Here is a 12684-nt window from a genome sequence, read left to right as displayed (position 1 = left end):
GGAAATAGCATTTGGCTATTTTCATAGTAATGTACAATAACCCCAATTTATGTCATGTTATGCTATGCTTTGACCCTTTGTTAGGCTCTATCCCGAAAGCTATACAGATTATGCTGGAAATCTATTGAATTCCCAGTTAGTTTTCGAGAACCTTCTATTATCATAGATTCCCTTGTGATTAACATTCTTTAAAGACAATGAAACGAGTTTACATTAATCTAAGGTATATTATAAAATACTTTCATTGCTTTTCCTGAATCTTTTTTCATAGCCTCTACCGCTGTAAGAGCAATATCATGGTACAGAACACCTTCCTGTCCATTCAACAGTTCTTTTGCAGCGAATACAGCTTCCCTAGACATATAAGTATAGTAATTTATTTTGCGAATTCCTTTTTCTATTGCCGTTATGTAATCTTCCCTGCTCACGCCTGATCCGCCATGCATAACCAATGGGATTCTGGTTAATTCTTTTATCCTTTTAATTCTTTGGAAATCCAGCTGCGGTTTTTCCGTATAAATACCATGGACCGTTCCAAAAGAAGCGGCAAGGGCATCCACATTCGTCATTTCTGCGAATTTTTTAGCGATTTCCGGATCCGTATAAATACCTTTTTCTCCTTTAGACCCTTCACTGCTGTCTGAGCTGCTCCTCATGACTCCGATTTCCGCTTCGATTCCTGCTCCATATTTCCTTACCATTCTAACTGCTTTCAGAGTGTTCTCCATGTTTTCCTCAAAAGTAAGCCTTGAGCCGTCGTACATAGCCGAAGTAAATCCTAATTCCAAGGCTTTTTCTATATAATCCAGGGATTCACCGTGATCCAGGTGAACACATACGGGAACCTTTGCTCTTTTGGCGCAAAGAACCATAATGGGGCCTATTGTGTCCAAAGGCATAATGCTTTCATGGACTTGCGCATGAGCAATAATCACCGGAACCCGATAGGTTTCAGCATTCTGCAAAACAGCCATAATACATTCTAAGTTCGGGGTATTAAACGCACCGATTGCACAGCGATTTTTTTCTGCATAAGATAATACTTCCTGCAAGTTAACCAACATTTTTTTCATCTCCAATTTTATTGCCTGTTTTCAGACATTTATATTTTCCAGGAGTTACGCAATTTAACGTAAATACTTTGAATTCAATATTTAAGCTAGATAGGTTGCAAGCAAAGGTTGTTCTATAGCGCTTAGTAAGCATCTTCAGCAATATGCTGACCGCAACTGTGCCAAACTATCTCTATAAATTTAAGAATGGAGATGGTTCGGTTGCAAAAAGAGAACAAGTTGTTTTTTAATAAATATGCTTTCAACAAGAAACTCATTGACTTTTTGAATGATAGCAACTACCTTAGCCCCTTTAGGCAAGGAGTAACCTTGGCTATTATTGCTTATTGCATAGACCTTATTTCTGTAGAAATACCTAATGCTCTATCGGTAGCCCATAAAGTAGGATAGTGTCTCATGGCGCAATGATTTGAAGCTATAGGAGATGCTGTAAATTACCTCAAATCACTTTCACGATAGAATCAGGAGATAAGGTATTTACAGTATATACTTCCCTCAACAAAGGCGAATTTATGCAAAAAGTAATAAGCAAGGATAGCATTAGAACAACCATCTTTAAAAACTTTGTAGCATAAAATATTAAATTTTCAAGGTTCATTGGACTTTTGCGTAAGTCCTGTTTTTTAATAACTTTTTATATCTTCTTTATACCGCTTTATATTTTTCATATAGCTTCCTTATTTCTTCGATGTTCTTCATTCCAGAAATAGAATCTACTTCTGATAAATTGCAGGCTGCAGCCGCACAGGCTATCTTAAGGGATTCCTCAATGGATAATTCTTTGTAAATGGAATACAACATACCTGCACAGAAAGCATCACCGGCTCCTACGCTTCCCTTTATGTACCCCAGCGGAAGCTTTAGTGATAGACTCCTGAAAAATTCCATGTCAGAAGTCATTGCCCATCCGCCTTGCGGGGCATGAATGACAACCAGTTCCTTAACACCTGCCTCTAATATTTTTTCACAGATCTTTTTAATGAGCCTCTCATCGATTTTCCCGTCTGGACCATATGGGCTGATATTAACTGCTTTCCCTGCCTCAATCTCATTAATGATAACATAATTGCAATATTTTAAACTGGCCTGAACTATCTCTGAATATCTCTCATTATCTACACTGACCAAATCGATGGAGGTTTTTATCCCTTTTGACTGTACTTTAGCCAATGTCCTTGCCATCACCGTTCCGTATTCCTGATCTTCCTTATCAAAAGAGTCCATCAATAAAGCGTACCCCATATGAAACATATCGGTCTTAATAGAGTCGAAATCGATATCTTCATATGAAAAGCGCCGGTTTGCACCTTTGGCGAAGAAAAAGGTTCGCTCTCCCGTTGCTTCAATAGTCATGCAATCGGTGAACGCGGTTAATTCACCATCAAATATTTTTATCCATTGCGTATTAATTCCGTGTTCTTTAAGAATTTTTAAAACATATTCGCCATTTTCATCGTTACCAATTCCCCCATACGCATAAAGAGGAATTGTAGGGTCAATTTTGGCAAGGTTGATAATGGTGTTGGCCACGCATCCCCCTACACCCCTAGTGCAGGACAGGATGTTGCTTAACATTCCCTTTTCGGCATACCGGTCTATCACTTTATTGTAATCCACCGTTATCGTGCCTGCAATTGCGATACCATTTTCCATAATTTACACTTCCTTTTTAGTTTATTTTTTCAATTATGGTTTTATTGTTTCAGGTATTGATTGATTTTTCTTTCCAGTATCTTTAAAGAACTTTCGACATTTTTATCATATCTTATAATCTCTTGAATACCATTGTTTGCTATTGTAATAGCCTCATTATATTTTAATATTTTGGGAGCGACGGTACCTTCTTCGATTACTCTGCTTAGCAATACATTATCAATAACTTTTTCGCTCTCTTCCATATCTTCCTGCAAAATCAGTTCGGCTTTCTGCGATCCGGCAACATTTTTCAATACGGAAGCTCCCTGGGAATAACGGAAGATATCCATTTGTATTTCTTCATCATAAGTCAATAGTTTCAAGAATTCCCAAGCCAATTCCTCATGTGCAGTTTTACTGCTTATACCCATTAAAAGGGTATTGACTCCCGATATGTTTCCTCCATCTTTACCAGCAGGAAATGTTATACAATCCCATTGGAAATTCAAGTATTTCATGATTTTATACGGATATGTCTTGTATGTCCGATAGTCTGCAAAAGAAAGCGGCATAAATACTACATTACCACTATCAAAGTCCTCCTTCATAACATTCTGTTCCTGGTTCAGGTCGTATAACATTTTTATAAATTTAACCGCCTCAACCACCTTTTCATCCGAAAGATCAATTTTCATTTCATTTTCGTCGAACAAGACCGCCCCATTGGTACGCACGGCATCCAACCACTCATAATTATAAATGCCGAATTGTTCCAGAATACCGTCCCCATTAATATCTTTTGTCACTTTTTTGCAAATTTCATATAAATCACCCCATGTCCAGCCGCTGCTTGGAACATCGATCCCTTCCTTCTCCAACAATGTCTTGTTGACAAACATAAGGGTAGGAACCGCTTCATAAGGAAGTGCATATTGAATCCCATGGTATTCGCCGGCCAAAAGGGTTGTTTGAAAATATTTATCTTTATTAAACGTCTTATCATTATTGATTAATTCATCCAGGTTCTTTAATACTCCCAATGAAGCAAACTGATTAAAATCATTTGATAGAATCATAAACACATCAGGTGTTTTGCCCAGTAACACCTGCTTGGAAAACCACTCTGAATAATCATCCTTCAGAATGCCGCTGTAATAATGGATTTTTACATTTTTGTGCTTTTTTTCAAACCGTTCAATTGCCTTGTCAATAATTACATAGCTGTTGGCATTCGCAACATCCCAATTGCTGCCAGCAAACATCCCAAATTCAAGAACTATGGATTTAGTGTTGGTATTGATATAAGCGGCTGCAGATACTGCTAGCATAACAAATACAGCTATTGTAATTATTATATATTTAATTCTATTCATAATGATGCTCCATCTTTATTTTGCCTACTCCTGATTGGATTGCCCAGATGGCCAACTGGGTCCTATCTCTTAATTTTAACTTGCTTAATATTGTGCTGAGATAATTTCTTACCGTTCCCTCAGATAGATTCAGCGTATCGGCAATTTCTTTATTGGAAAAACCATATCCAACATGTTCAATTATTTTCCATTCAGTCTTTGTTAATTCTTCTACTCCCCTTTTTCCTACCTCAATCGTATAATCACCTTTTGCCATCTGAGAGAATAATCTAACCACCTTGGTAGCAATATCGGGATTAATCATTGCTCTTCCACTATAAACCGTATGAATTGCTTTTACCAGATCCTCTATTGAAACGCCTTTTAGTAGATAACCGCTGGCGCCGTATTTTAAAGCGTTATATACATATTCATCGTCATCAAAAGTAGTCAATATAATGATTTTAATATTGGGATAATTTTCTTTTATAATCTTCGTGCATTGTACCCCATCCATTTTGGGCATACGAATATCCATCAGGATGACATCAGGCTTGTTCTTGTGTACGCTCCGCATTACCTCCAGCCCATTTGCAACAACATCCGTAACTTCAATATTATCCTGGTTATTTAATACGATTTGAAGGCTTGTACGAATTAGTTCCTGATCGTCTGCAATTAATACTTTAATCATATTCTTCACCCCACCTGATTGGTATTCGTGCGGTTACTGTGAAACCATCCGTACCATCAAACCCTACAGTACCATTCAGCATTTTTATTCTTTCCATGATATGTATTGTGCCAAATCCTTTTTTCATATCTTTACAGCCAATTCCATTGTCCTTAACTGTAAGTATTATTTCACCTTCCCCACCTTTGATATGTACCCATATCTGTGTTGCTTTGCCATGACGGATCGCATTGGTCAGACTTTCCTGTATCACCCGGTAGATTGCGTCTTCTTCATCTGATGCAAATTTCAGATTTTTCACATCAGATTCAAAGTATATATGTGTATTTGTCATTAATTCAATTTCGATAATCATTTGATGAATCGCTGATTCCAGATTCAGCCTTTCGATGGCATCCGGTCTTAGTTTATTTACTGATCGACGTATCTCATTAATACCTTCTCTTGTTACTCTTGATATTATTTCCAGTTGTTTCTTTGTTCCTTCAGGCGATTTTTCCACCATGGTAATACAAGCATCAATGCCTGCCGATATTCCCGTGAGGGTATGTCCTATGGTATCATGTATTTCCCTTGCAAGACGGTTTCGTTCTTTTGTTTCACCCATTTTTTCCGTAATCTTGGAATATTCCTTGAGCTGTTCATTAGCCTTCTGCAAATCTTCATTAGCTTTTCTTAACTGGTTATACAAGTTATTTACTTCATCTATCGTTCCCCTCTGGTTTTGGATCACATAAATACAATAAATGATAAAAATTAATATATTAGTAGAAACAACCGTGTTGTAAAAACCTAATAAATACTGCTGTGTCATGGAATCATAAAAGCTGATATAATCATTGATGGAGTATAATTTAAAGTTAATCGAGATCATTTCATAGTCAGCGATAAGAATACCCATAACGGAAATAAGCATTAATAAATACCTTGCCTTGGTTCCTTTCGTATACGTCACTATATTAGCCATTACAAGGAAAAGTATTCCATTATAATTAAAATTTAAAATACAAATAGTTATAATACTAGTAATAAAGTCAATAAGCAGCGTCAGATATACTACCCTGCTGTTATTTGGATAAATAAATTCTCGTATAATAAAAGAAAATATTAGCATACCAAATAAGCAGGCTGATATAATAATATTTCTAAACGGCTTCCAAGGCAAAGCATCAACCGTATTGATAAATTCTCTTGCAATAAAGTTATTGCATATTTTTTGAGTTGTAATATATATAAATATAGTTACAAACAAAACTGCTATTAAATTGATTACTATCATTAATATTTTGAAATATATAAATTTTTTCCCCTGCATAAGTCAAAATCCTCACTGCCATTCATTAATAGGAAAATTGTCCAGATTATCTCTCGTTATCAACGTTACCGGGACAACTATATTTCTCTCAATTTTCTCCCCGTTTAAATATGCATAAGCCACTTCTGCGGCAATCTTTCCCATCTCACTGGGATATTGGGCGCTCGTCCCTTCCAGGTATCCTTCCTTGATCATCATTTTGCCATCGGGAGACCCATCCACACCATAGATCAAAATATTCCCGGTCATATGATGGGATTCCAGCGCTGCCAGCGCGCCTAATGCCGTTGGGTCATTGCCTCCCATTACAACATCAAAGGATACTCCGGATTCAATAATGCGATCCATAACTTCCATAGCTATTTCCAGCTCTCCTCCTGCAGCTTTCTGGACAACGACCCGATAATTCTCGTTGCCTTGAATAGTATCTTTAAATCCTTGTATCCTTTGTGTAACAGAATTAATAATCGGCTGATCCAATATTACAATATCTGCAGAGTCCAGTTTTGACATCATATCCCTTGCACACTGGACTCCTGCATTATAATTGTCAGATGCAATGATCGAAACTACGTATTCCGTATCATAAACCAAGGTATCCACATTGAATACAGGAATATTTGCTTCTTTGCAAGCAATTAACGCTGGTTTTACTTTTTTCCAGTCAACCGGGTTTAAAAAAATTGCTTCTACGCCTTCCTCAATCATTTCATAAATCTGGCTGTTTTGCTTCTCCTGATTCTGTGCAGGGTCTCTCGTAATTAAATAATCTCCGTTTGCCTCCACCACCTCATTAATGCCACCGTTTAATATATCGAAATAAGGATTATTCATGGTCATGTAGGTAGCACCGAATTTTCTGGGTAAATCGCTTGAGGCTTCAACTTGATAGAATAATTCGCTATATCCTAATAAAATTATTAATGCAACGGATATTAACACGATAATTAATAAAAGTTTTCTGTTAAGTTTTTTCATCATTTGTCTCTACCTCCTAAATTACATGACCATACCTACTTAATATAATAACATACATATATCTACACTAAAGCTTAATTTATTTTGAGTTATTTGCGCTGTACATATTTTCGTTCAAATTCTTGCCGCGTATGTAGTGCTGCTCAAACCCGAATGATGCGTCTAACCTGCTGTTTACTCGCTCCACTGTCGTCCGTTTGTCATATTCTCTTTCCAATTTGAGCTCGAACGGCCAATGGGTGTAAATATCCTTCCATCTTCTCTTAAGGGTATCCTTATGCCCTATTTTACATGACATTCTGTCGAGTAGACAGCCTCGACTCTCCTTCCCAAAATAATTTGTTATCGTGAGGGAATTGCCTACTGCCCTCTCACAGAATCGTAGGTGCGGTTTTCCCGCATACGGCTCTTCTGCCGCCCCTACACCGCAATGTTTAGGATTGCGTATGCTTCTGCATTGAGTCGTTTCCACAGCTTATATGCCTCTTGTGCATCAGTGTGTTCCCCTTTGCAGCGATATCGCGGCAGCTGACCCTTTCGCTCCGCACACTTTCGCGCGTTTCATTGTTACTATGAGTCAGTCCGACTTCTCATGTGTCATTTGCTTGGCTCCGTGTACAAAACGCTTACCTCCCATACTCTTTCGAGAACCTGCGAGACCTCCCGGGTACGCCAGATATACCTCGCAAGCTCGCCGCGCTCTAAGACCCCGGGTCGAACCTCCGCATTCTTGCCATGTCGTTTGCGGATTGCTGCCTGCTGCCGTAGCGAGGGCATCGGCTTCGACTTAATCTCCTAACGAGGCTGAATCGCTTCACGCTTTCGCATTGCGGCTCTCTTGCTCCCCATCTTCACGCTTAAGCCTCGCCTCGCGGTTTCGGCTCCAGAAGCGGGTACCGGCTGTTGGCTGGACTTTGCCGGACTCGGTATCTCACCGAGCTATATATTTAACACCGAACCGGTACACCCCCACTTTTTGTATTTTATTTTTTTCAATATTTATTATATCATAAACTAGGGGGGCTTCCATTTTTTTAGTTGGGATGAATTTTTAGTTTTTGCTATTACAATATTTAACACCACGCTAATTTTAGGCATGTACATGGGGTAAAATATTTTCTCCTATATCCGCTAAAACGCTATTTATCTGCCTTGTCAGACAACGCAATTAGCTCATCTTATCTTTATCTTGTCTTTATTTTCCTGCCTGATATAATCAATAAAAACGGCCAACAGTATTACAGCACCTTTTACAACGTATTGCCAAAAGGAATTTACGTTTAAAAGGTTTAATCCGTTATTCAAAACTCCAATAATCAAACCTCCGATTAAAGTGCCACCAATCTTTCCGTAACCACCTGACATGCTAGTTCCGCCTACTACCACGGCAGCAATTGCATCCATTTCAGCGCCTTCACCTGCAGTAGGCTGTCCCGAATACATACGGGAAGCTAAAACAATTCCTGCCAGTCCTGCCATTAACCCCGAATAAGCATACGCAAAAAATTTTACACGCGATACTTTTATACCGGAAAATTCTGCGGCCTGAGCGTTACCTCCAACTGCATATAGGTACCTGCCCATTTTCGTTCTATTCATTATAATTGCTGTTACAATAAAAACAATTATTAAGATGACTACAGGAGTAGGAACAGCACCAATATATCCTGCACCAATAAATTGCCACTCTTTTGTGACGACTCTTACCGGCGAACCTCCTGTGTAAACATAAGCTAAGCCCTTAGCAATATTCATCGTAGCCAATGTCACGATAAATGGAGGAATTGTTGTCTTAGAAATAACGATACCATTAAAAATACCGATAACCAAACCAAATAGGACTCCTACCAATAGAGCAACGCCCAAAGGCAGATTATAGCGGACAACCGCACCAGCAGCAAGACACCCTGATAATGCAATGATGGAGCCGACAGACAGATCTATTCCACCTAATATGATAACCATCGTCATGCCGCAGGCCAAAAATAAATTTGTTGAAATCTGTCTTAGAACGTTGAATATATTTTTTGAGGTCAAAAATGAATTCTGGGTAATAGGATTTATAGATAAAATCAGGCACAATACTAAAAAGGCGATAATAATTCCCAGATTATCTTTCCACCATTGAATCATACCATTTTTCAAAAGAGCAATTGTACTTTTCCTATTTTTGCTTCCTACCCTGTCCATTACATTTCCTCCTTAAATACATAGAACTATTTTACTGCCAACTTCATGATTTTTTCCTGTGTAACTTCTTCGTGTCCCAGGCATCCTGTTATTTTACCATCACACATAACATAAATTCGGTCACTCATATTAATAATCTCAGGCATTTCAGAAGATATCATAATAATCGACATGCCCGATTTCACAAGATTATTCATAATTGCATATATTTCTGATTTTGCGCCGACATCTATGCCCCTGGTGGGCTCATCCAATATTAATATTTTAGGAGAAGTAGCTAACCATCTGCCAATCATAACTTTTTGCTGGTTCCCACCCGAAAGTTTTTCTATCGGCTGTTCCATGGAAGGGGTCTTCGTCGACATCAGGTCAATGTATTCTTGGGTTATTTCATCTTCCTTTTGACGATTAACTGCAATACCTTTAATAAATTCATTCAATACTTCGATTGTTGTGTTAAATCTTACACTTTGCACGAGAAATAATCCTTCCGCTTTCCGATCCTCAGGCACCAGGGCAATGCCATGTTTTATGGCATCATAAGGGGATTTGATTTCTACTTTTTTACCTTCGATATAAATATCTCCAGAGAATCTCTTTGTCAAGCCGAAAATGCATTTCATCAATTCGCTTCTTCCGGCACCTACCAATCCGGCAAATCCGACTATTTCTCCTTTTTTTACTTCAAAACTTGCGCTTTTAACCATTTTATGGTCGGAGATATTCTCACACTTTAATATTACTTCTCCGTCTTCTTGATAATCCCTTGTATAATAGTTCTTCAGCTCTCGGCCTACCATCATTGATATTAGCTCATCATTGGTGGTTTCCTTCACAACTTTTGTCCCGATGCATGAACCATCACGCATGACAGTAACACGGTCACATACTTCGGCCAGTTCGCTCATTCTATGTGAAATATAGATAATGCCTACCCCTTTTGCAGTAAGAGTACGCATGATTTCAAAAAGGAACTTAACCTCCTTATCTGAAATGGAAGAGGTTGGTTCATCCATAACAAGGATTTTCGAATTATAGGATATGGCTTTGATGATTTCAACCATCTGCTGCTGCGCAATTGTCAAATTCCTTACTAACGTTTTTGCATCAATATTGACGCCATAGATGTCAATTAATTCCTGGGCATCTTCATACATTTTTGTAGTATTTACAAATTTCCCTTTCATAGGCTCTCTTCCGAGAAAGATATTTTCAGCAACTGTCATGTAAGGTGCCAATACCAGTTCCTGGTGAATAATAGCAATTCCATTTTCCTGTGCGTCTTTAACACTTTTAATATCTACTTTCTTTCCCTCAATATATATTTCTCCCTGGTCTGCAGTATAGATTCCACCTAATACTTTAATCAGGGTTGATTTTCCGGCACCATTTTCACCGAGAATTGCATGAACTTCACCGGCTCTTAACTCAAAATCAACTGCCTTCAGTGCATAAACACCAGGAAATGTTTTATGTATATTCTTCATTTGCAATAAAACATTTGTATCCAACCAATCACCCACTTTCCTTCAACTATTCTAACATATAGTGAATTGGGGCGTTGCAAAACGTCCAACAATTTAATTATATGTAGTACGTTTTGCAACAACCCTTATTGGGAATTTTATTGCCAAGAATCTACACCGTATTCTTTTACATTGTCGGCTGTAATAAGGAATGTTTCAACAGGATACCTGTCGTCGACATCTTCTCCTGCTAGATACTTATACATTACATCTACAGAAATTTTTGCAATATTAATAGGAGATTGCGCACCGCTACCTTCAATCAAAGAATCTCCTCGAGCAAGTTCTGCTTTAATATCCGGTGAACCATCCACACCGTAAATAAGAACATCTTTGAGTCCAGCAGCATTTGCAGCAGCCAAAGCACCAAGTGCAGTAGGATCATTTCCGCCAAAGATTGCTACTACATCGCTATGCGCTTGCAACAAGTCTTCCGCAACACCCATTGCTACCTCAAGATTCCCTTTTGCATCTTGTTCTGCAACAATTTCAAATCCTTTTCCTGCAATTGCATCTTTGAATCCTTTTTCCCTGTCATTAATGGAGTTCATTGTAGGAGAGTCAAGTATAATAATTGGACCTCCTTCCGGGATCTTTTTAACCAGGTCTTCACCGCATACATAACCGGCATTGTAGTTATCAGAACCAACATAAGAAAAACAATAAGATAAATCGGCTACTTCAGTATCAAAATTAAGGATTGGTATCCCTGCTTCTTTTAACATATCAAGAGCAGGCAGAATACCCTCTGCTTCTGCAGGGTTTAAGAAGATTGCATCGATGCCTTGAGTAATCATGTCTTCTATCTGTGTAATCTGAAGAGTAACATCATTAGCGGGGTCCGTAGTAATTAATTTATCTCCTCTTGCTTCTACTTCCTTTCTGATAGTCTCTTCAATAGTCACAAAGAACGGATTTGTACCATCCATGCAAGTATAACCAAAAGTCCATCCATCTGCCGGTCTTTCCCCCAGAGGCCCTGCCCCTTCTGCCGAAGGACTTGGAGTAGATTCGTTGCCGGGAGCTTGTTTCGGCTGTCCACAGCCGCTTAGCAACAAACTTATAAGCAATGCAGCACATAACAGAACACTAAGTAATTTTTTCTTCATTTGGATTTCCTCCTTTTTTTTTTCATTATAATTCATTGAACTTATTTTTTCACCTGCATTATGTAATGATAACGACATTACATTTGTAATATTCTTTTTCGAAAATCTCATATATCCCATAATTTGTAAAATATGATTGATATAAAATCGGGTAGGGGGCTAACCATTAATCGAGTAGCCGACCTTCTACACCCCCGTAAGTACTGTTTGGTAAGTCTTTCAAGCTTTATCATATATCTCTTCTCCCACCCGTTGCCCGGGTATTGCATCATAGCCCGAGCAATATATTTGTTTATCGATATGAATTTTGCTCATACTCCATACATTTGTCAAGCATCAAATCTTCTAAGGGGCGTATGTAATTTTATTGAAACATAATATTCCTCGATGAGCATATAATGGGTATATAAGCAATTATTAACATTGAAATATATAAAGAAAAAGGATAGGATCCCTTTGTAAATTAAATTTAATATTAAGAAGGCTCTCGAAAACTAACTGGGAATTCAATAGATTTCCAGCATAACCTGTATAGCTTTCGGAATAGAGCCTAACAAAGGGTTAAACCATAGCATAATATGACATAAATTGGAGTTATTGCACATTGAAAACCGCATAATTGTGTGACTGGCTCAAAAAGAGGGTAAAAAAGGCATAGCAAAGCTAACCTGCCTTCTATAGGCAGATTTTAGGAAGCGCATTAAGTCTTACAGCTCTATGCCGTTATACCGCTTATGCTGCCGTAGATCTTTTTTCCAGCAGGTCGATGATATTGAAGCCAGTGTGCTTAAGCCAAGCATCTGAGTGAATAT

At 38.2% G+C, this 12684-nt stretch carries 9 protein-coding genes and 1 pseudogene; all 10 read right to left on the bottom strand.

What is annotated here, in order from left to right:
* Positions 1 to 218: 218 nt before the first annotated feature.
* Positions 219 to 1064: a class II fructose-bisphosphate aldolase gene (locus tag JG770_RS07280; protein WP_363320959.1), complete on the bottom strand. Its 846-nt coding sequence runs from the start codon at positions 1062 to 1064 to the stop codon at positions 219 to 221.
* Positions 1065 to 1718: 654 nt separating this feature from the next.
* Entirely contained in the window at positions 1719 to 2726 is a 1008-nt protein-coding gene (locus JG770_RS07275) for a carbohydrate kinase family protein (RefSeq protein WP_291957117.1), read from the bottom strand.
* A 41-nt stretch (positions 2727 to 2767) separates the two neighbouring features.
* On the bottom strand, positions 2768 to 4081 hold the full coding sequence (locus tag JG770_RS07270; protein WP_291957114.1) for a sugar ABC transporter substrate-binding protein: 1314 nt from the start codon (positions 4079 to 4081) through the stop codon (positions 2768 to 2770).
* Positions 4074 to 4754 carry a response regulator transcription factor gene (locus JG770_RS07265; RefSeq protein WP_291957112.1) on the bottom strand — a complete coding sequence of 227 codons (681 nt, stop codon included), beginning with the start codon at positions 4752 to 4754 and terminating at the stop codon, positions 4074 to 4076. Before JG770_RS07265 ends, JG770_RS07270 begins: the two co-directional genes overlap by 8 nt.
* Positions 4747 to 6069 carry a sensor histidine kinase gene (locus JG770_RS07260; RefSeq protein WP_291957109.1) on the bottom strand — a complete coding sequence of 441 codons (1323 nt, stop codon included), beginning with the start codon at positions 6067 to 6069 and terminating at the stop codon, positions 4747 to 4749. The genes JG770_RS07265 and JG770_RS07260 overlap by 8 nt, the downstream gene beginning before the upstream one ends.
* A 12-nt stretch (positions 6070 to 6081) precedes the next feature.
* Positions 6082 to 7050 carry a sugar ABC transporter substrate-binding protein gene (locus JG770_RS07255; RefSeq protein ID WP_291957106.1) on the bottom strand — a complete coding sequence of 323 codons (969 nt, stop codon included), beginning with the start codon at positions 7048 to 7050 and terminating at the stop codon, positions 6082 to 6084.
* Between the two features lie 121 nt (positions 7051 to 7171).
* Positions 7172 to 7329: pseudogene (locus JG770_RS07250) on the bottom strand (DDE transposase); the annotation flags it as partial.
* A gap of 891 nt (positions 7330 to 8220) precedes the next feature.
* Positions 8221 to 9237, bottom strand: a complete 1017-nt coding sequence (locus tag JG770_RS07245) for an ABC transporter permease (RefSeq protein WP_291957100.1) — start codon at positions 9235 to 9237, stop codon at positions 8221 to 8223.
* A gap of 26 nt (positions 9238 to 9263) precedes the next feature.
* The gene (locus tag JG770_RS07240) at positions 9264 to 10724 is read right to left on the bottom strand and encodes a sugar ABC transporter ATP-binding protein (protein ID WP_291957155.1); all 1461 of its coding nucleotides are present in this window, start codon (positions 10722 to 10724) and stop codon (positions 9264 to 9266) included.
* 137 nt (positions 10725 to 10861) lie between these two features.
* Positions 10862 to 11872 carry a sugar ABC transporter substrate-binding protein gene (locus JG770_RS07235; RefSeq protein WP_291957097.1) on the bottom strand — a complete coding sequence of 337 codons (1011 nt, stop codon included), beginning with the start codon at positions 11870 to 11872 and terminating at the stop codon, positions 10862 to 10864.
* Between the last annotated feature and the right edge of the window lie 812 nt (positions 11873 to 12684).

This window comes from Mahella sp. (assembly GCF_020054945.1).
Classification (GTDB): domain Bacteria; phylum Bacillota; class Clostridia; order Mahellales; family Mahellaceae; genus Mahella.
This window is presented reverse-complemented; position numbering and strand designations above follow the sequence as displayed.

Coding starts and splice junctions, on each gene's coding strand:
- JG770_RS07240 (WP_291957155.1), bottom strand. CDS start 10,724: ATGAAGAATATACATAAAACATTTCCTGGTGTTTATGCACTGAAGGCA.
- JG770_RS07280 (WP_363320959.1), bottom strand. CDS start 1,064: ATGTTGGTTAACTTGCAGGAAGTATTATCTTATGCAGAAAAAAATCGC.
- JG770_RS07235 (WP_291957097.1), bottom strand. CDS start 11,872: ATGAAGAAAAAATTACTTAGTGTTCTGTTATGTGCTGCATTGCTTATA.
- JG770_RS07265 (WP_291957112.1), bottom strand. CDS start 4,754: ATGATTAAAGTATTAATTGCAGACGATCAGGAACTAATTCGTACAAGC.
- JG770_RS07270 (WP_291957114.1), bottom strand. CDS start 4,081: ATGAATAGAATTAAATATATAATAATTACAATAGCTGTATTTGTTATG.
- JG770_RS07260 (WP_291957109.1), bottom strand. CDS start 6,069: ATGCAGGGGAAAAAATTTATATATTTCAAAATATTAATGATAGTAATC.
- JG770_RS07245 (WP_291957100.1), bottom strand. CDS start 9,237: ATGGACAGGGTAGGAAGCAAAAATAGGAAAAGTACAATTGCTCTTTTG.
- JG770_RS07275 (WP_291957117.1), bottom strand. CDS start 2,726: ATGGAAAATGGTATCGCAATTGCAGGCACGATAACGGTGGATTACAAT.
- JG770_RS07255 (WP_291957106.1), bottom strand. CDS start 7,050: ATGATGAAAAAACTTAACAGAAAACTTTTATTAATTATCGTGTTAATA.